This window comes from Cognataquiflexum rubidum (assembly GCF_022538115.1).
Lineage (GTDB): Bacteria > Bacteroidota > Bacteroidia > Cytophagales > Cyclobacteriaceae > Cognataquiflexum > Cognataquiflexum rubidum.
Window position 1 is genome coordinate 1 of sequence record NZ_JAKZAL010000012.1, and the last position, 19,768, is coordinate 19,768.

23 protein-coding genes are annotated in these 19,768 nt (G+C 39.6%); 17 read left to right on the forward strand and 6 right to left on the reverse strand.

The window, feature by feature from the left end; all coding sequences use genetic code 11:
• A partial coding sequence (locus tag MMU05_RS13500) for an IS1595 family transposase (RefSeq protein WP_272493293.1) occupies positions 1-401 on the reverse strand: 401 nt, incomplete at its 3' end.
• Positions 402-486: 85 nt separating this feature from the next.
• Between MMU05_RS13500 and MMU05_RS13505 the strand changes: the two genes are divergently transcribed.
• Positions 487-633, forward strand: coding sequence for a hypothetical protein (locus MMU05_RS13505; RefSeq protein ID WP_241142208.1), 147 nt, complete (start codon positions 487-489; stop codon positions 631-633).
• Positions 612-1,007 carry a type II toxin-antitoxin system VapC family toxin gene (locus MMU05_RS13510; protein WP_241142209.1) on the forward strand — a complete coding sequence of 132 codons (396 nt, stop codon included), beginning with the start codon at positions 612-614 and terminating at the stop codon, positions 1,005-1,007. Before MMU05_RS13505 ends, MMU05_RS13510 begins: the two co-directional genes overlap by 22 nt.
• An 80-nt stretch (positions 1,008-1,087) precedes the next feature.
• Here the strand turns inward: MMU05_RS13510 and MMU05_RS13515 are convergent, their stop codons facing one another.
• Complete coding sequence (locus MMU05_RS13515; protein ID WP_241142210.1) at positions 1,088-2,209, reverse strand: Gfo/Idh/MocA family protein; 1,122 nt, start codon at positions 2,207-2,209, stop codon at positions 1,088-1,090.
• Between the two features lie 462 nt (positions 2,210-2,671).
• On the opposite strand from MMU05_RS13515, the gene MMU05_RS23220 reads away from it, so the two are divergent.
• The 8 genes from MMU05_RS23220 (at position 2,672) to MMU05_RS13550 (ending at position 7,434) form a co-directional block, all read left to right on the forward strand.
• On the forward strand, positions 2,672-3,067 hold the full coding sequence (locus MMU05_RS23220) for an efflux RND transporter permease subunit (protein WP_472843687.1): 396 nt from the start codon (positions 2,672-2,674) through the stop codon (positions 3,065-3,067).
• A 213-nt stretch (positions 3,068-3,280) separates the two neighbouring features.
• Complete coding sequence (locus tag MMU05_RS23225) at positions 3,281-3,538, forward strand: efflux RND transporter permease subunit (protein WP_472843688.1); 258 nt, start codon at positions 3,281-3,283, stop codon at positions 3,536-3,538.
• A gap of 159 nt (positions 3,539-3,697) precedes the next feature.
• The gene (locus tag MMU05_RS13525; protein ID WP_113922561.1) at positions 3,698-3,931 is read left to right on the forward strand and encodes an acyl carrier protein; all 234 of its coding nucleotides are present in this window, start codon (positions 3,698-3,700) and stop codon (positions 3,929-3,931) included.
• A gap of 114 nt (positions 3,932-4,045) precedes the next feature.
• Positions 4,046-5,044 (forward strand): MBL fold metallo-hydrolase, encoded by a 999-nt coding sequence (locus MMU05_RS13530; RefSeq protein WP_241142211.1) that lies wholly within the window; start codon positions 4,046-4,048, stop codon positions 5,042-5,044.
• A gap of 107 nt (positions 5,045-5,151) precedes the next feature.
• The gene (locus MMU05_RS13535) at positions 5,152-5,553 is read left to right on the forward strand and encodes a DUF6855 family protein (RefSeq protein WP_241142212.1); all 402 of its coding nucleotides are present in this window, start codon (positions 5,152-5,154) and stop codon (positions 5,551-5,553) included.
• Between the two features lie 131 nt (positions 5,554-5,684).
• The gene (locus tag MMU05_RS13540) at positions 5,685-6,161 is read left to right on the forward strand and encodes a DUF4199 domain-containing protein (RefSeq protein ID WP_241142213.1); all 477 of its coding nucleotides are present in this window, start codon (positions 5,685-5,687) and stop codon (positions 6,159-6,161) included.
• A 16-nt stretch (positions 6,162-6,177) separates the two neighbouring features.
• Positions 6,178-6,726, forward strand: a complete 549-nt coding sequence (locus MMU05_RS13545; RefSeq protein WP_241142214.1) for a DUF5655 domain-containing protein — start codon at positions 6,178-6,180, stop codon at positions 6,724-6,726.
• Between the two features lie 24 nt (positions 6,727-6,750).
• Complete coding sequence (locus tag MMU05_RS13550; RefSeq protein ID WP_241142215.1) at positions 6,751-7,434, forward strand: VOC family protein; 684 nt, start codon at positions 6,751-6,753, stop codon at positions 7,432-7,434.
• On the opposite strand, the gene MMU05_RS13555 is transcribed toward MMU05_RS13550, so the two are convergent.
• A complete protein-coding gene (locus tag MMU05_RS13555; RefSeq protein ID WP_241142216.1) occupies positions 7,431-9,323 on the reverse strand; it encodes an SLC13 family permease in 1,893 nt (630 codons plus the stop codon). The genes MMU05_RS13550 and MMU05_RS13555 overlap by 4 nt on opposite strands.
• A gap of 820 nt (positions 9,324-10,143) precedes the next feature.
• Here MMU05_RS13555 and MMU05_RS13560 point away from each other — a divergent pair.
• Positions 10,144-10,560: a response regulator gene (locus tag MMU05_RS13560; protein WP_241142217.1), complete on the forward strand. Its 417-nt coding sequence runs from the start codon at positions 10,144-10,146 to the stop codon at positions 10,558-10,560.
• 116 nt (positions 10,561-10,676) lie between these two features.
• Here MMU05_RS13560 and MMU05_RS13565 read toward each other — a convergent pair whose 3' ends face one another.
• Both MMU05_RS13565 and MMU05_RS13570 read right to left on the reverse strand, forming a co-directional pair.
• Positions 10,677-11,117, reverse strand: coding sequence for a nuclear transport factor 2 family protein (locus MMU05_RS13565; protein WP_241142218.1), 441 nt, complete (start codon positions 11,115-11,117; stop codon positions 10,677-10,679).
• A 269-nt stretch (positions 11,118-11,386) separates the two neighbouring features.
• Positions 11,387-13,138, reverse strand: coding sequence for an ABC transporter ATP-binding protein (locus tag MMU05_RS13570; RefSeq protein WP_241142219.1), 1,752 nt, complete (start codon positions 13,136-13,138; stop codon positions 11,387-11,389).
• Between the two features lie 96 nt (positions 13,139-13,234).
• Here MMU05_RS13570 and MMU05_RS13575 point away from each other — a divergent pair, with 96 nt between their 5' ends.
• From MMU05_RS13575 to MMU05_RS13600, 6 genes are all read left to right on the forward strand, one after another.
• Complete coding sequence (locus tag MMU05_RS13575) at positions 13,235-13,438, forward strand: hypothetical protein (protein ID WP_241142220.1); 204 nt, start codon at positions 13,235-13,237, stop codon at positions 13,436-13,438.
• The gene (locus MMU05_RS13580; RefSeq protein WP_241142221.1) at positions 13,435-13,878 is read left to right on the forward strand and encodes a PIN domain-containing protein; all 444 of its coding nucleotides are present in this window, start codon (positions 13,435-13,437) and stop codon (positions 13,876-13,878) included. The genes MMU05_RS13575 and MMU05_RS13580 overlap by 4 nt, the downstream gene beginning before the upstream one ends.
• Positions 13,879-15,150, forward strand: a complete 1,272-nt coding sequence (locus tag MMU05_RS13585) for a neutral/alkaline non-lysosomal ceramidase N-terminal domain-containing protein (RefSeq protein WP_241142222.1) — start codon at positions 13,879-13,881, stop codon at positions 15,148-15,150. It abuts the gene before it with no gap.
• Between the two features lies 1 nt (position 15,151).
• Positions 15,152-15,688 carry a DinB family protein gene (locus MMU05_RS13590; protein ID WP_241142223.1) on the forward strand — a complete coding sequence of 179 codons (537 nt, stop codon included), beginning with the start codon at positions 15,152-15,154 and terminating at the stop codon, positions 15,686-15,688.
• A gap of 275 nt (positions 15,689-15,963) precedes the next feature.
• Positions 15,964-16,530: a sugar O-acetyltransferase gene (locus MMU05_RS13595; RefSeq protein ID WP_241142224.1), complete on the forward strand. Its 567-nt coding sequence runs from the start codon at positions 15,964-15,966 to the stop codon at positions 16,528-16,530.
• Between the two features lie 319 nt (positions 16,531-16,849).
• On the forward strand, positions 16,850-18,628 hold the full coding sequence (locus MMU05_RS13600; protein WP_241142225.1) for an acyl-CoA dehydrogenase: 1,779 nt from the start codon (positions 16,850-16,852) through the stop codon (positions 18,626-18,628).
• A 138-nt stretch (positions 18,629-18,766) separates the two neighbouring features.
• Here the strand turns inward: MMU05_RS13600 and MMU05_RS13605 are convergent, their stop codons facing one another.
• On the reverse strand, positions 18,767-19,585 hold the full coding sequence (locus tag MMU05_RS13605; protein WP_241142226.1) for a KilA-N domain-containing protein: 819 nt from the start codon (positions 19,583-19,585) through the stop codon (positions 18,767-18,769).
• Positions 19,586-19,768 lie beyond the last annotated feature (183 nt).

A 19,768-nucleotide genomic window follows, 5' to 3' on the forward strand; every position in this document is an offset into this window, starting at 1 on the left:
TCATACTCTACCATTCCTTTGAGGAGATACAAACCGTCTCTTTTCCCCATTACAGTTCTAATCTTATGCATAAGGTTGAATGCTGTTTCATATCTCTTCAAACCTAACTGACGCTGAAATTCAAGACAGGAAAAGCCCTTCTTGGTTGCAGACATCAAAAGAAACGCTGTAAACCAAGTATGTAGAGACAGGTTGCTTGATTCCATGACTGTACCGGCTTTGAGTGATGTCCTTCTCCTGCATTTACTACATTCAAAGAATTTCTTTCCTGAAAACCAGTAATGTTTTGATATTATCTGACAGGTCTTACAAAAGATACCGGTCCTTTCCCTGTGGAGTTTCAGATAATATTCACAGCTCTCTTCATTTGGAAAATGTGTGATAAACTCGAAGATGTTCATGGCTTTATGTATTTTTATCCAAGAAACATCATCGAATCCACTCACAAAAACCTTTGACACCAGTTGACAAACTATATTTGGTTACGTGGAGGATTCCGAAGAGTCAGATTCTTTTAATTCTATTTCCTATAAAGCAAATCTTTTAAAAGTTTCAACTTGGAGTGAAGAAGAAATCAAAGATTTGGAACAAAATTTAGAAAAATTTGGAAAATGGCAGATAGAAAACTGGTAATTGATACATCTATCTTTATTGAATTTTTGCGATCCAAAAAGAAGGAAGAAACTATTCTGTTTAATATTTCAAAAGATATAGATATCCTGACTTCTTCAATTACCCAATATGAACTTTTGATGGGAGCATCAAACCAAGTTAAAATCCAGGATGTAGAAATGCTGTTGAAAGGTTTAGAAATATTGCCCTTTAACGAAAAAGCAGCCATAAAATCAGCACAGATTTATCATGAATTGAAAAAACGAAATAAACTTATTGAGTTTCGAGATATTTTTATTGCATCAATTTGTATGATTAATAATTCAGAGATATTGAGTTTAAACAAAAAACATTTTCAGGGAATAGAAGGGTTAGAACTATTTCATCACCTGTAACCTTCTTTTAAATTATTTAAATTGAAAAAGCACCCCAATTTCAAATTTAGGGTGCTTTTTAAATTCAGTATGATTTTTTCTCAAAGTTTCAACGCTACTTTCTTTCCTGTTTTAGCTGCCTCAAAAATCGCATCAATGATCTTCATATCCTTGACTCCTTCCTCGCCATCTACAGGTATAATCGGTTTCTTTCCATCCAAAATAATCATTGCCATCTGATCCATTTGGGTAGTTTGGTGGGTGACATGCGGCAAATCAAGGCGTCCCTTATGAGTCCAACTTTTGATTGGACCATAACCGGTGGAAGGCTGCATTTCGGCAAATCCTTTTTCTCCGACCAGGAAAAACTTATCAAGATAGCTTACCGCATAAGTAGAAAGGCAGGAAGCAATTACCCCGCTTGGAAAACCCATTTGAAAAGTAATTGTCTCATCTACCCCTTCCTTAAATTTGACAGGATCTGTTTTCTCTTCTTGGGCGGTGACCCAGACAGGTTCCTCCCCTATCATATACCTTGAGCCATTGATGGCATAAATACCGATATCCATCATTGCACCGCCTCCTGCTAAAGCTTTGTTAAGCCTCCATTGTGTCGGGTCACCTATTTTGAATCCACTCAATCCCTGAAAAAATTTGATAGTACCAAACTCACCTTCACCCCGCAACTTGACAACTTCAAGCGTGTTGGCTTCAAAATGCATCCTATAACCAATCAGAAGTTTTACCCCTGCTTTCTTGCAGGCATCGACCATTTCCTGACCTTCTTTGGCATTGATGGCCATGGGTTTTTCACAGATAACATGCTTGCCTGCCGCTGCTACACGAAGGCACTGTCCATGATGTAGGCCATTTGGAGTAATGATGTAAACGGCATCAATGTCAGGGTTATTCTTGATCGCATCGAAGTTTTCGTAATTGTAACAATTCTTGTCAGGGATGTTGTACTTGGATTGCCATTCCTTTATTTTGGAAGGAGTCCCGCTGATGACTCCTGTGATTTTGGCGCGCTTGCAGTCCTTCATCGCTTCGGCAACACGGTTGCCATAGCTTCCAAGTCCCATGATCGCTACTTTGAGCACAGGACCATCTTGGACATCGTCAAAGAAATACTGAGGCTCTAGTTTGGGAGTAAAACTGAAAGCGAGAGGCAACATCCCAGCACCAACTGTCAATTTTTGTAAAAAGTCTCTTCTTGATTTCATGGTTATTTAAGTTATTTTGGTTTGTGAGTTTGATTAAAGTAATCGATATTGAATTAATAGGGAAGGAAAAGTAGTTTTAGAAAATCTAATTAAAGTTGGTTTTCCTACCAATTTCAATTTAGAGTAAAAAACAGTAAATTGAAAATCACGGGGTGTTTTTAATGGAAAAGGTCAAATCCATCAAATTTGGGCAAACATGGTATTACCCTTTCCTATAATTCGAAGGATCAAATAATGATAGCCTGCTAAGATTTTATTTTACAGAAAATTTTTTGGAAAGCAATGTATAAATCACCAAAATGGCTTGTTGTAAAGATCTCAAAAAAAATTGCCTTGATGTCCTCCCACGTGCACTTTTAAATGCCTTCTTGACACAAATGTAATGATCAAAGCTTTGCCCATGATTAATTGTTTTTCATACGAATCCAATTGAACTGTTTTTGATATTCTAAATTCTTGGGATTGGATAGAACCGTCAGACTTGCTGTTGCAGGTTTGAAAATGGGTTCTTATTCGGATGACAACGGAGACCAAAAAGAGATCGTCGTCACTAATCCCAAAGAGGAAAGAGCCTCATTAATAAGTTTTAACAAACTTTTTGTAGACAACAATCATGGCGCAGCCGTTCCCATTGAGCAGATTGCGGATTTGGAATTGGAAAGTTCGCCCTTATATATAGACCACTTCAACAAAACGCGAACAGTATCCGTCACGGCTTTTGTGCAGGAGGGATTTTTGGCAGACAGGATCATCAATGAAGTTGGCACCAAAGTTGAATATCTCCAATTACCGGAGGGATATGATTTCAAGATGGCGGGTGAGGCGGAAACAAGAGAAGAATCCTTTGGTGGATTTTAGACAGTCATAATCGTAACCGTTTTCCTCTTTATCGCTGTTTTAATTTTGTTATTTAAAACCTTTAAGAGTACAATCATCGTATTATCCGTGATTCCATTGGGAATGGTAGGTGCCTTGACAGCTTTATGGATTACAGGGAATTCGTTGTCCTTCGTAGCTATTATTGGATTGATCGCTTTGGCCTGAATCGAAGTGAAAAATCCAATCTTGCTCGTGGACTTCACAAACCAACTCAGGGCTGAAGGAAAGCCACTCGACGCAGCCATAAGGGAAGCTGGAGAAATCAGATTCTTACCCATTGTATTGACTACGCTGACAGCCATCGGAGGCCTGATGCCAATCGCTTGGTCAACAAACCCATTGATATCACCCCTTGCGATTGTATTGATCGGAGGTTTGATCAGCTCGACCATACTGTCAAGAATCGTCACTCCGGTCGTTTATAAGTTATTGCCGCCTAGGGTTGAGTAGACAGCGGGAAGTAAAAACTAGGCGAAGGGCATTGAAAAGGGTTCAGAATTCGTTAAAACAAAAATTTGTAGGAATTCAGAAGCTTATAAAGTTCAAAAGGCTTTCAATTGATTAAAATATAAGAATTAAACCAATTATTATTTAAACCCACTACTTGTTATGAACAGAATTACAAATATGAAAAAAGCAATCGGCGTATTCCGTAGCTATGGCATTCCATTATCAGGAAAGCAAAAATCCGCCAATTTTTACAAAGAACTCCACATGGACAAAGTGTATGTGGATGGTCTGATTTTTGAACTTGAACTTGAACTCAACAAAATACTCGAAGAAGAAAAAATCGCTTTACTGGAAACCCCTTCAGAACTTCTTCAGGAATTACTGGCTGCATAAACTTTCTTTCTGAATGGTGGTTAGGATTAGGTTAAAATGAAAAAGAAACCCTATTTCCTTGTTTTGTTAATACCCCTTCTTTTCATTTTATTCCAAAATGAAAAGGTTGATCCCATGAAATCAAAGTTCACTTCCAATCCACAACTTACTACCATCCTTCCCAATGAAAATTGGAAAGGCAACCCTGTGGATGAAAAAGGCAGATTCGTCAACTTGTACCATCCTTTCGAGTCAAGTTTTGGGGATTTGATCAAATGGCAAACCAGCAAAAACCCACAGGCAGAAGAAAAGAAATCTGAAACAAGGTATCTCACTGTTGATTTCGATTCTACGGTTTTCCATGGACAGGATGATTACCTGATATGGCTCGGGCATGCCACTTATCTCATGAGGATCCAAGGAACAGTATTCTTGACTGATCCGCTGCTGATAGACAATACATTTCTGAAAAGAGAAAGTCCATTGCCTTTTCCTCTGGAAAAAATGCCCAAACTGGACTTCCTACTTTTGTCCCATAATCATCGGGATCATTGCGATGAGAATTCGCTGAAATACCTATCCAAAGCCCATCCCAATATGAAAATCCTAACCGGATTGGGATTGGAAAGTGTCATCAAGAAGTGGACAAATGGACAAACCATCCAAGAAGCAGGTTGGTATCAGCAATATTCGCTTTTGGATAGTGGAATTGCCATCACCTATGTTCCAAGCAGACATTGGTCAAAACGGTGGCTAAGTGATGATAATAAAAGCCTCTGGGGTGGTTTTTTCATTCAAAATGGTGATCAATCCATCTATTTTATGGGAGACAGCGGAAAGGGTGAACATTTCGCAGACATCAAAAACACACTCGGAACACCGGATTATTGCCTGATGGGAGTTGGCGCCTACAAACCTGAGTGGTTTATGCACCAAGCCCACATTAGTCCCAAGGATGCCATAGCTGCGTTCAATACTTTGGAAGGAAAATATTTTATCCCAATGCATTTCGGAACTTTTAACCTCTCGGACGAACCACGGATGGAACCTTGGGATGTGTTGGTTGAAAACAAAGGAACCATAATGGGGAATTTGGTAAAACCGGTGATAGGAAAGAATCTCCTGATTTTTTAACAAGAAGGATTCCAAATAGCATTTTAAAAAAAGCAATCAAAACCGTGGAATTCCTATGGTTAATCCTTTAAATTAAAGGATTGAATTTTTCATTTAGCCAAAATACCATGAAAGAAGGAACAAAAGAGAATCCTTGGAAATTGAAAACTCCGCCGCTAACCTCAGACTACGAGATGTACAGGGATACCAAAGAGGGCAAAGAAGTAATTGTTTGTGTCGTCGGTAAAACAACCCTGCTTTATGATTACCGATGTTTAAATGACCTTCATCAAATGTTGAAAAACCATAGCGACTGGATGGAACTGGGAAGTGCGGATGAGCAAAAACCTGCAAAAGAGGGAACTGTTGAAGCCTGGGGCCGATCTGAATCCAATCCGATTGGCGGTTGGTATGGATTAAAAAAAGGAATCAGGGGAAGGTTTGGGATGTATGTTCCACCATTGATGGAAGAACTAGGCTTGGCCGAAGTTACCCACGAACCAAAAGGAAATAAAATGAAGGCCAAATAATTTTAAAGAGTTCTGCATTTTTTAGCAAAATAATCTACCTTATATTTTTTATTGCAAAATTAAATATTGTAAATTTTTGAAGGAAGTGTTTTAAAACCGAACATTGATCCAATACTCTGCCTCAAAAAATTATGAAAAACATCAAATTTGAGACCAAATGGGCAATAATATTTGCCTTTATGACATTGCTTTGGATGGTACTTGAAAGATCCGTCGGGCTACATGATACCCATATTGACAAACACGCAATATATACCAATTTCATTGCGATACCGGCCATTTCCGTCTACGTTTTTGCATTATTGGACAAAAGAAAAAACTTTTATCATGGCAAAATGACCTACTCACAAGGATTTATTTGTGGTTTGATAATCACCTTATTCGTGACCGTTCTGAGCCCTTTGACACAGTATATCACCTCCACATTCATTACTCCCTATTATTTTGAAAACGCCATTGCCTATGGCGTTTCCACTGGAAAAATTACGCCGGAGGCTGCTGAAGATTATTTCAATCTGGAAAATTATATCATTCAGGGTTTGATCGGCGCACCATTCATGGGTCTGATTACGACAGCTTTGGTAGCAATTTTCATCAGGAAAAAATGAACAAAAACCCTAAACCATGGATAAAGCAGAACAGACGATGCAGGACAACCTGTTGAAAAACACAGGAAAAAGTCTGTCGGAATGGACTGAAGCAGTGAAGGCCTTGAAATTTGAAAAACACGGTCAGATCATGAAATTCCTAAAGGAAGAAAAAGGGCTTACACATGGCTTCGCCAATTTCATTGCACTGAAAACCCTTGCTACTGATGCGGGTTCTTTTGAAAATAAGGATGACCTGATCGACAGCCAATACAAAGGGAAAGAGCACTTTAGACCTATTTATGACCAATTGATTGCCGATATCTCAAAATTCGGAAATGACATCGAAATTGCACCAAAAATGGCCAACGTCAGCTTGAGAAGAAAAAAACAGTTCGCATTGCTTTCCCCGGTCACAAAAACCCGTTTTGAAATCGGCATCAACCTCAAAGGACAAGAACCAAGCGGAAAGTTGCTACCAAGCGGCAATGCCATGTGTACACACAAAATCAATTTGACGGCCATCGGGGATATCGATCAGGAAGTCATGGATTGGATTCATAAAGCATATCAAAACGCAGGTTGAATTTTTAAAAAAATCAGTATTTAAATGCAAGCATTGATCCAAACTCCTACCCCGTATTTAGAGGCAAGTATTGATTTTTATTCCAAACTTGGATTCAAACAGATTTCAGAAACCCCCCTCATTTTCTCAGATGGAAAAGCCAGCCTTGAAATCAACCCAAATAGGTATGCAAGGGCAGGATTGAGATTCTTTAAGGACTCTTGGTCTCTTGAAATCTCCAAATTGAAACCAATAGCGGAAATCCATCCCACAAAAGATGGCCACCTACTAGCAGACCCAAGCGGAGTATGGATTTTTTTGGTGGATGGAAAACCTGGTTTTGATCTACATGAAGAAGAACTTTCTTTCAGTACTTTGGGCAATTATATGGGAATCAGCCTAGAATCCACCGATGCAAAAAAGTCCTTTGAAATCTACCAAATCCTCGGATTTCAACTTGCTTTCGGTTCAGTTGACAGTGGCTATTTCTCAATGACTGCCAATGGCTTTTCAATTTCCATCATGAAGCCCAATTCATGTCCGCATTTATTTTTCAACCCCTCCCTTACCTATTTCAATGGCAAAAACAACATGAACATCATTGCCAAAATTCGATCTTTAGAAATCCCAATAACAGAAGAAATCACCTATTTTAACAAAGAAGGTATCGTTGACAATATCATCATCAAAGACCCAGGTGGATTGGGTTTCTTTATTTTTAACGACTAAAAAGGTAAGATTAAAGGGATAAGAAAAACAGCAATGATCATCACGATGATAGAGAATGGGACGCCGATTTTGACAAAATCCCCAAACTTATAATTCCCCGGACCTACTACCAAAGTATTGACCGGAGAGGATACGGGCGTCATAAAAGCAGAAGAAGCAGCCAAGATCACCGCCATCGCAAACGGATAAGGGGAAAGTCCCAAATCATAGGCCATAGCAATCGCAATAGGTGCCATAAGGACAGCGGTAGCAGTATTGGATATAAATAAACCCAACACAGCTGTGATAAAAAACAGGGAAGCGATAGCTACCCATGGAGCACTCTCTCCAACCAAATTAATCAGGCCATCAGCGGCCAATTCAACACCTCCGGTACGTTGAAGCGCAATCGAAAATGGCATCATCCCCACGATCAAAACAAGGCTTTTCCAAGAAATAGAATTATAGGCGCTGTTCATATCAATAATCCTGAAAAATCCCATGGCAAGGCAACCCAGTATTACAGCGTGAACATTGGGCAAAACCCCTGTAACCATCGTCAACACGACCAAACCTAAAATCACCATTGCGTGTCTTGCTTTGTCAGCAGCAGGCAAGACTTCCTCGAATTCTATTGGAAGGTTCAATAGGACCAATTCATCGGTAACCTGACCCATTCTTTTGATATCTTCCCAAAATCCTGCAATCAAAATTGTATCGCCCACTTTGAATTCTTTTTCTAAAAATTCATCCAAAACCACTTTGTTTCCTCTCCAAAGCCCGATTACGGTAAGCCCGGATTCAGACCTCAGCCTGGCGTCTTTTACTGATTTCCCAACCAAACCTGATTCAGCAGGAATGATGGCCTCTACCATTCCCAATTCTTGGGAAAGTGAGGTAAGGTAGCCTTTGCCACCTGAAAGACTGATTTTTTCAATCCCGTATTTTTCAGCTAGGCTTTTGAGATCAATTTCATGTTCGCGGACATCCAAAAACAAAATATCATCCACCTGAAAATCCATGATTTTGGAGGGCCTGATAAAAACCTTTTTGTTACCGTCTTTCCTTTCTACAGCCAGCAATTTCAAGCCATCATATTTGAGATCTAATTCGTTGATCTTCAGCCCGAGGAGACTGGATTCAGGCAAGATTTTCACCCTGTATTCCCTATCAATCAGCTCATACTTCTTAATCCAATCCTTAAAAGTCGGTTTCCTTTTCTTCCTCACCGACTTGTCTGAATTATTGGGAAGCCATTTTCTGGCAAAAAGCATGTAAACCACACCCAAAGCCAAAATGGCCAGACCAAATGGTGTAATAGTAAAAAACCCAAGTCCTTTTTCCCCTTGTCGGATAAGTTCAGAATTCACCACCAGGTTTGGCGCGGTAGATATCAATGTAAGCATCCCGCTAATCAATGCCGCAAAACTCATCGGCATCATCAGATGACTGGGAGGTATGCCGGTATTGCTGCAGATCCTAAAAACCACCGGAATAAATATGGCAACAATGGCGGTAGAACTCATCACTGAACCCAATCCTGCCACCGATAGCATCAACAAAACAAGTAGCTTGGTTTCATTTCCCCCCGCCTTTTCATTAATCCAATCTCCTACATTTCTCGCCACCCCTGTCCGCACCAATCCTTCTCCCATCACAAAAAGTACCGCAATGAGTACAATATTTGGGTCACTGAATCCTATCAAGGTTTCTTCGACAGAGATGATACCTGTAAGTGGTAAGGCCGCAATCATCACCACTCCCACCGCATCCATTCTGGGCTTGTTCTTCACAAACATCACAATAGCTGCGGCCAACAATCCCAATACCCACAACAACTTGAAATTAAAACCAGAATCTGAAATATCACTGCTCAATACGGTTAACTCCACTTGGCTGAGGAGGAACATATAAATTCCAAATTGCAAATGAAAAAATAAAATCCAGGCTGCTAAAATCATCCGTTATGATACTTGGTAAGTAAGATTTTCAATAGCCAAATGTAAGTCCATATTTAAAAAAAATAAATCCTATTCTCATTCCCATACTATTTTAAAAAATTCAATTGATGAAAAATATTCGAATATTTATATTTTTGAATTCTTCGCTTGTTGCTTTCATATAAAAAAATGGCTTATACCTAATATCGAAAAAATAAATTCCATAATTTGCAGATAGAGAACAGAGATCTAAAATTGACCTAGAATTAAAGAAAAATTAAAACTAAAGCAATTTACAATTTAACTCAAAGTGACTGAAATAGAATTACTTAAACCCTCGGTATCACACATTCATCTCTTTGCTTGTAAGTTATATTTTTAACTTTGTAAATTCATTTCCCAAGAAAATTGATTGGAAATCAGAAAAAAGGAGAAAGAAAGTTTTACAAAGACAAATATCATCTTTAGATAATTCTCCCTTTTTCTAAAACTCTTATTTTAACTTGAAAATTTTCAATTTTTCTTGGAATAATAGAAGACAGGTGGTACAAAAAGTGAAATTGAAAATCCGAGATACGTTTTTATTGCCATAAAACGCAAAATAAAATATCGATGCGGGTTTAAATCCATTATTTTATTTTATTAAAAATCAGCCACTTATAAAAAAATTGTACTTTTATCATATAAATGTCAAAACAAAATTTCATTTTTTAAAAAGTATTTTATTAGATTTAAAAATCAAATTAATAAATGCAAACAGATCACCCGCATTTCAATAGTTCACCCTACTATGAATTACACAAACAAATGGAACAAAATCATTTTGGTCGATGATGATGTTGTCACAAATCATGTTCACAAAAAACTTATTAACCATTTAGGTTTTGAAGGTGAAATTGTATCCTTGCCCGACGGAGGTCAGGCTATGAACTATATCAGTTCTAGTATTGAAAAACCTCAGCCAAGGAAACGGGGAGAAAAGGAGCTTGTGCTTCTTGATCTTCATATGCCAAAAACCAATGGATGGAACTTCCTGCAGCAATTCATGAAGTTTGATAAGAGAACCAAAAACAAATTTAGGATCGTCATGATCAGCAGCTCCATCCACCCTGATGACATCGATCCGATTACGAAAATACCTGAAATTCAAGAATACATCATCAAACCGATCTCAGTGGATCACATGAAAAAACTGATTTACGGATAAAACACCAAACCAATCTTACCATTTTTTCAATAAATAGCCTCCAAAAATAAAATCCTTGATCTGTGCCAACATGGTTTCGATCAAGGATTTTTGCTTTATACGCAAATTGCACTTCCCTACAATTTATAAGCTTGCCTTGCCAATAACTTCCATCCCGATTTTTCCTTTTCCCATACCATCATGTTGCCTATTCTAAGATTTACCGGATCTCCCGCGGGATTTTTGCCCTTGATTACCAATATATGGCTCACTGTGGCTGTTTTTTTGGATAATTTGATCACTTCCTTTTCTCTTTCGATTGATTGGTAGACGAGTGGTGCTTTGCTGACTACTTCATTGACAAAACCTGATTTATCCTGGATAAGCCCACTTGAATGTCCGTATTGAAGGGCATCAGAAAGCTGAGCGTTAAGCATGTCTTTGTCAGCAGCAATCATTGCCACAACCAATCCATCAATAGCTTTGGAAACATTCTTTTCCTCAGAAGATTGAGCGGATACTTCCATCCTTGAACCAAGGAGAAGTAGAAAGAAATAAAGTATTATCTGTTTTTTCATAATCCTAAAGTAAATGATTATCCGTTCGGAATCAATCTCGGCGCATGTCTCATTTTGAAGGAATTATTTAATCGGTTATTTATAAATTTGGTGAATACAAAAAGATTTTTCTCAGGGTCTTAGGACCATTGACACCTAAAAGATATTCTTCAATTAGGTAAAAAGAATCAATGTGGGATTTTAATACCAAGACCTAGGACAAATCAAAAAAAGCATTTGAAAGTTGGTTTTTCAACCATCTCCCAAATGCCCTAAAAACATTTAAATGATTATATTCTAGCCTGATAGGTATATAGCTGGTAATACCTGCCTTGCTTTGCAATCAACTCCTCGTGCTGACCCCTTTCTGCGATTTTGCCATGCTCAATCACTAAAATCTGATCTGCCTGCCGGATGGTGCTCAGCCTATGTGCAATGACAAAAGTCGTCCTGCCATGCATCAATTCCTTCAAACTCGCCTGAATCAGTGATTCACTTTCGGTATCCAGATTGGAAGTAGCCTCATCCAAAATCAATACCCGTGGATCCGCCAAAATTGCTCTAGCGATAGCGATTCTCTGCCTTTGTCCGCCAGAAAGTTTGACACCCCGCTCTCCTATCAAAGTGTCCAAACCATCTTCAAACCTATCAGTAAACTCGTGCACATGGGCGGCTTTGACTGCCTGCATTAATTTTTCTACTGTTGCATCTGGTCTTGGGAAAAGAATATTTTCCTTGATGGTTCCTTCAAAAAGGAAATCATCCTGTAGAACAACACCTAACTGAGACCTGAAGCTCTCCAGGGTGATCTTTTGCATATCGACGCCATCCACAGTAATCAACCCAGATTCCGGATTGAGAAATGAGGCTGCCAAGCCTGCTATGGTGGTTTTTCCAGAACCTGAAGTTCCCACCAGAGCTGTTACTGAGCCGGCAGGTGCATTGAATGAAACTCCTTTCAAAACCTCTTTACCCTCATCGTAAGCAAATGAAACATCCTCAAATCTGATATCTCCCTTGATATGTGGAATCGCAACGATTCTTTGGCCGCCGGCACTTTCCAAAGGCCTGTTCATGATTTCTTCTGTTCTATCCAACCCAGCAAAAGCCTCTGTAAACTGACTGCCAATATTGCTCATCTGCACAATCGGGGCTATCATAAAACCCAAATACAGTGTGAAAGCCAAGAAATCACCAAAGGTCATCTGTCCATCCATGATCATATAACCTCCTATCCCCATTATACCTGCAGAGGCCAAACCCAGCAAAAAAGTAGCTGCAGAAGTTACAAAACTCGTTGCTGTCAAACTCGCCTTCACATTCAAAAACAAGCGCTCGACTCCTGCTTCAAAACTTTTAATTTCTTGGGCTTCTGCATTGAAACCCTTGATTACCCGGATTCCTCCCAAGGTTTCGGTCAATCTACCTGTGACTTCAGCATTGATCTTTCCCCGTTCTCTGAAAATCGGCCTGATTTTACTGAAGGCTTTCAGTGAAATAAACCCGAAAATAATCACCGGCACCAATACATAAAGCGTCATCAGTGGGCTGATGTAAATCAACAATCCCAAAGAAATCGCAGCGGTCAAAACCCCTCCGATCATTTGTGCAAACCCTGTTCCCACAAGATTTCGGACACCCTCTACATCAGTCATGATCCTCGATACCAACTCTCCTGTTTTTGTATTGTCAAAAAAGCGGATGGGCAGTTGGATGATGTGTTTTTGGACCTTGGATCTCAGTTGTGAAATCAAATGCTGCGCCTCCACGCTCAGAATTTGGGTGAGGGCATAAGAAGTTACTGCCTGCACCGTGATGGCTGCAACTACTATGATCACCAGCCATTTGAGCATATCAAGGTTATTGGACGGGATGACATCATCAATCAGGTATTTGCTCGCGCCGGGCAAAATCAAACCCGAAAGCCTGCTGATAATGATCAGAAAAAGCCCTAGGAAAAGTTGATTCTTGCGGGGCCAAATGATGGTTTTGAATACATGGGCCATGGTGACCCTGTTCTCTTTTGGTTTGGTTTTCGTCATGATTATGGGTTAAAAATCAGGTTACAACAACAATGAAGGGTCGATAAGTTCTTTGGGGAGTTGAATCATTTTATCCAATTTTAAGTATATTTGATTATGATAGTTGAAAGATCTGAAAATGAAATAGTATTAAGGATTTCCAGTGATTTGGAAATCTCTGAGCTTCAAAGGCTTTTTAGTTTCCTGAAATATAGAGAAGCCACTAATGATTCAAAGGCCACTGATGATATTGCAAATGAATTGGCTAACGAGTCGAAGAAAAATTGGTGGGCAGAAAACAAACACCGGTTTGTTAAATGAAGGTTGTTGTTGACACCAATATAATTTTTAGCGCACTAATGCGCACTAATTCCAAAATGGGTGAAATATTTTTTAACCAAAATCGTAAAGTTGAATTTTTCGCACCTGAGCTTTTGAAAATTGAAATCGACAGGTATTTTGTTAAGCTGTGTAATTCTTCGAAACTTTCACCTAGTCAGATTCAAGAATCAAGGAACCGTATTTTTGAACAGATCACATTTATTTCTGAAGAATTGATAAAATCCGCAAGTTGGTTGCAAGCGATTGATTTGGTCTTGGATATTGATGAGGATGACGCGCCCTTTGTGGCGCTTACCTTAGAATTAAATGCCTTCCTATGGACAGGAGATAAAAAGCTTATAGATGGATTGGCTTCTAAAAATACATTTTTCGCAAAAAGTACTGCCGAAATTGAAAATCTAATTTTACCATCACTGTAAATGAAAAATCTGGGAATCATATTGTTCTTCATTTCACTTAGCCTTGGGTGTTCAAATAAAATCTCAAACACCCCTCTCCAACTCCAAGTCGGTGTTTCCAAGGCAGTCATCAACCCTCCTATTGGTTCTTTCATCGCCGGAGACAAACAAAACAGAACCTTTACCGGCGTTTTGGATAGCCTTTATGCCAAAGCTGTTGTGCTTCATGACGGTGAAAAATCAATGGCATTGGTCACCTTGGATTGCATCGGATTGCTGTATCAGGACTTACAAAAAATCAGAGAACGAACTGCCTTAATGGAATTCGACATTCCTTTTTCTCCTGAAAATATTGTCATCAGTTCCACACATACCCATTCAGGGCCTGATGTCGTCGGGCTTTGGGGAAAAGATTTCTCAGAAAGCGGTGTAAACAAGCAATACATGGACTTTTTGGTACAGACAGTTGCGGAACAGATTCAAAAAGCTTCCAAAAACCTACAGGAAAGCACCATCAGGTACGGCCAAAATGAATCAGGAGAAGATTGGGTTGCCAATATCTGTCAGGAGGAAATCGACAGGTCCGTCACGGTGTTACAGTTTCTGAACAAGAACCAAAAAAACATAGTCACCCTGACCAATTTTGCCTGTCACCCAACTTATATGGACGCTGTTCATTCCGAGGTTTCGGCTGATTACTTAGCAGGATTTTACAAAGAAATGGAAAAAGAATGGGGCGGAGAACATCTTTTTCTCCAAGGTGCGATCGGAGGATGGATACAGCCTACTGACAAAGATGGTGGTTATCAAAAAGCCTTGCAAAGAGGGCAAGAATTGGCATTATCAGCGACTGCTTCCCTATTGGAACCAAAAACTTTATCCAAATCCAAACTCAATTTCCAAAGAAAAACCGTGTTTTTTCCTGTTATGAATGAAGCTTGGCAGCAACTTTCTGCAGCAGGAATCATCGTTGATAGAAAAGTCACTGATGTGATCGAATCCGAAGTTGTTTGGTTTTCTATTGGAGAGGCCACTTTTGCAAGCCATCCGGGAGAAACCGCTCCGATCTATGGGATGAAAACAAAAGAACTTATGCCTAAGGGCCCAAAATTTATCCTTGGATTAAGTCAGGATGCTTTGGGATATATTATTAAACCAAGGTATTTTGAAAATCCAAACCTTCCGCATGCCCCCTATTTGACAAGAATGTCTTTGGGAAAGGAAACAAGTAATGTATTGATGGAAGAACTTACCAAGCTTTCTAAGCAAAATAACACCCAACTACCCAATTGATATGACAGCGCAGATTGAAAAATGGATTGATTCTATAGATAACATAACCCGTGAAACTATCGATGTCTTCATTACACTTTCGGTAGAGAAAATGCACCTCAAACCCAATGCAGAAACCTGGAGCATAGCCGAAAACTTTGAACACCTCATTACCATTAATCGAACCTATTTTCCAATTTTTGAAAAACTTAAACACGGGAGTTTTCAAGGCGCTTTCATTTCAAAATTTCCCTATTTTTCTAATCTCTTTGGCAACTTGATTTTTAAATCAGTTTCTGACGGAGGAAAGAAAAAAGCCAAAACTTTCCCGCTTTGGGAACCAAAAGTGACAAAGGGCGATGCGACCTTATTGGAAAGGTTTCAAAACCACCAAGAAGAACTCAAAAAATGGATAATTGAATTAGAACCGTTTTTTGAAAAAAAGACCATCATCCATTCTCCTGCCAACAAACTGATAGTCTATTCCCTTGAAAAAGCGATTGACATCATCGTGGCCCATGAACAAAGACATCTCGATCAGGCAAAAAAATTATTATAGGGACGGATTTATGGGGGATATAGGCTTGGCGAAATATGGTTTAAGCTTATTAAAAAAGATGGATATAAAGTTGATATATGCTTTGCGAAATACGCTTTCAGCGAAATATTTATTTATGATATAAGCGCACAATTCGAAATCCTACTCGAATCCAATATCCATTAATATCAAATATCAATAAATATCCTTTTCTACCCTATTTCCTCCGTATTTCAATTAATTTCTACCATATTTCAATCTGTTTCCACTCTATTTCATCTCATTTCTCATATCTCATGTCTTCTTTAAAATCCGAAAAAGAAAAAATGCTTGCCGGCGAATTGTATTTTGCTTCAGATCCGGAATTGGTTGCGGAAAGACTACATGCAAGGCAACTGACCAAGCAACTCAACGATTCGAATCCTGACGAAACGGAATTGCGGGAAAGTATCCTTGCCAAACTGATCGGGAAGAAAGGCAAGAATTTTTGGATTGAACCTCCCTTCTTTTGTGACTACGGCTATAATATCACGGCAGGCGATGACGTGTTTTTCAATTTCAACTGTGTGGTTTTGGATGTGACGCCGGTAACTCTTGGAAGCAGGGTGCTTATCGCTCCAAATGTCCAATTTTATGCTGCTACCCATCCTACGGATTATAAGGTCAGGGGAAGTCTGGCAGAATTTGGCAAACCCATCACGATCGGAGATGATGTCTGGATCGGGGGTTCTACCATAATCTGTCCGGGAGTCAAAATCGGTTCGAGGTCAATCATTGGCGCAGGATCTGTAGTCACCAAAGATATCCCAGATGATGTTATCGCCGCAGGAAATCCATGTAAAGTGATTCGGAGTTTGGTTTAAAAAGTTATCTACTTCGTGTTGTCAAGTTATCCGAAAAAGCTGTTGTCAGGCCAGTGAAAAGGTTGTCGAGTTTCTATGTCCGCTAAAGCTGTTGTCGGGTTTGGAAAAATAGTTGTAATTGTTGTAACCTGCGTGTTGTAATTGTTGGGAGGAAATAGGGTTATACGCTGAAGCTGTTGCCCGCAAGCTGTTGTCGAGATGTAAAGGGATCAACAAGACCTTGAAAACTTGAAAACCCGACAACCCCGACAACAATGACAACCCAACATCAATTACAACCACTAAAACAATTACAACCATTATAACCATTAAAAAGACCATGCCCTTCTACTCCAAACGTGACCTTCAATTCCAGCTTTTCGAAAACCTACAAGTACTTGACCTGACCCGGTTCAAATACTTCGAAGACCATAGTCAGGAAACCTTCCAAATGGTTTTGGAGGCAGCCGATCAGATTGCTGTGACTTCCCTTTTTCCTTTACTTACTGACATGGACAGGAATGAACCTCAGCTTATCGGAGGGAAAATCCAAGTGCATGAAGGCATGAAAAAGATTGTCCGGCAGTTTGGGCAGGATGGTTGGATCAATGCCACTTTTAGCTATGAAGAAGGCGGACAACAATTGCCGAATACCATCCATCTTGCGGCAGGGTTTATTTTTCAGGCAGCGAACTATTCCAGTTCCGTTTATCCTTTTTTGACTACAGGTGCTGCCAACCTGATCAGGACTTTTGGCAGTCAGCAATTGATCGACACCTTCACCCCAAACATGTACAATGGTAAATGGCAGGGAACCATGGCACTTACCGAACCAGATGCCGGCTCTTCCTTAACTGACCTGAGTACAATGGCCATTCCAACTGAGAAGGAAGGGGTATTTAAATTCCAAGGCCAAAAAATATACATTTCCTGTGGAGACCATGATGCCTGTGAAAACGTCATCCACCTCATGCTCGCCCGTATCAAAGGCTCCCCGGCAGGAGTGAAAGGAATTTCTTTGTTTGTTGTTCCCCAAAAACGAGTTCCGGACAATGAACCCAATGATGTGCTTACCGAAGGAATTTACCACAAGATGGGCTACAAAGGAGCACCGATAGCCCACCTGATGATCGGATCAAATGACGGTACCGAAGGCTACCTTGTCGGGGAGGCCAATAAGGGATTGTCTTACATGTTTCAGATGATGAATGAGGCTCGGGTCGGAGTTGGGATGAATGCTGCTGCCATTGGCACGGCTGCTTTCCAAAGTTCCCTCGCCTATGCCAAAGAGAGACCCCAAGGACGTAAAATCACCGAGAAAGATCCATCAAAACCCCAAATTCCGATCATCGGACATGCAGATGTGAAACGCATGCTACTGTTCCAAAAATCAGTGACGGAAGGTGCACTTTCTCTTTTATTTTTTTGTGCCAAGTTGGGAGACCTGGCCCATGTTGCTGATGGAAAAGAAAAAGAAGAAGCATCACTCTTACTTGACTTGTTAACACCTATTGCAAAGTCCTACCCTTCTGAAATGTGCTGTTTGACGACATCTGCCGCGGTACAGATTTTAGGAGGAGCTGGTTATACGACTGACTTTCCGGTAGAGCAATATTACCGTGAGGCACGCATCCACCCCATTCACGAAGGGACGACGGGGATTCATGGATTGGACCTTTTGGGAAGAAAAGTACTGATGCAGGAGGGAAAGGCACTTCAGCTATTTGCAGCAGAAATCATGAAGACCATAGGCTCAGCCAAAGAAATAAATAACCTCATTCCATTTGCTGAGAAATTAGAGAAATACCTCCAAAGAGCCCAACAGACATGCTTCCATTTATTTGGAATAGCTTCCAAAAATCAGGAAGAATTCTTGGCAGATGCCACGCTGTACTTGGAATACATCGGCATCCTGACCATTTCTTGGCAATGGCTAAAGCAGGGAATCACTGTGCAGCATGCATTGGATGGAGGAAGTGCTGAAACTGATTTCTACCAAGGAAAACTGATGGCCATGCGCTATTTCTTCGAATACGAACTTGTCAAAATGGATGGTCTTGGCAAAAGACTGGTTTCGGATGACATGCTGACCGTCGAGATGAAAGGGGAATGGTTTTAGGGTTTCATATTGGAATAACCAAATTTCAAAGCAATAATGATCATTTTGATCAATCAATTTTTAGCCCGTTCAAGCCAAAAGTATATCTGCTGGAATTTCAATATACATGTGAAAGTTTATGTTTGAGGTCTTAATCTTTCATTTCAATTTCTTTACAGATAGCCTATGTCCCAAAAGGGATTTCATTTGGGTAATCGCCATTTGGTTCAGGTGTACAAGTCTCACCGGTTGTGCCATTCCCTGATGGATCAAAAGTGCGTTGGTACTTTCCATATTAGATAAAACCACCAGTTGTTCAATAGTTGCAAAATCCCGGATATTTCCTTTTTCTTCAGGATTTTCATCGCGCCACTGCTTAGCGGTTTTCCCAAAAAGAGCCATATTCAACACATCCGCTTCAGTGGCATAGATGAATGATGCTTGTTGTTTACTGATTTCAGTAGGAATCAGATTTTCTTTGATAGCATCTGTATGGATGTGATAATTGATCTTGGATAGGGTGCGCTGGAAATTCCATTCAAGTTTAAGCAGGTTGTTTTCTTCTTGCTTAAGTCTTTTATATTCCTGGATAAGATATACTTTGAATTCAGCACTAATCCACATTCCAAATTCAAAGGCAATATCAATATGTGCGTAAGTACCTCCATATCTACCAGATGTAGCTTTTAAACCAATGGCATTTGTTTTTTCATTCCACTCTTTGACGCTAATTTTATAATTATTTAAACCTGCTTCACTTCTAATTGTGGCGAATTCGCCATAATTAAAATTTGGGTTATTTACAGACTCCCAAATACCAAGGAACTCAACAGTATTTCTATTCCTTAGCCAGTCAGAAATAAAAAAATCTCCGTCTTTGGCTTTCAGCATATCAGTAAGAGAAATATATTCTCCTTCCTTTTCAAGAGAAATAGTTACATCAGTACCTTTAATATTTAGTGTCTTTTTCTTTACCATATCAATCGCTAAAACTTTCAGTGATTATGATTTCGGGATTCAGGGATTTTACCCTGACGATTTTCTTTTTAAATCCTTGGTCTTTCTCTCCTTCAGGAGCCGGGGTTTATTGAAATTAATTTGTTAATATATTAGTAAACATACTGCCTTCAAATTAATAATCCAATTTGATTTCAGTACTAT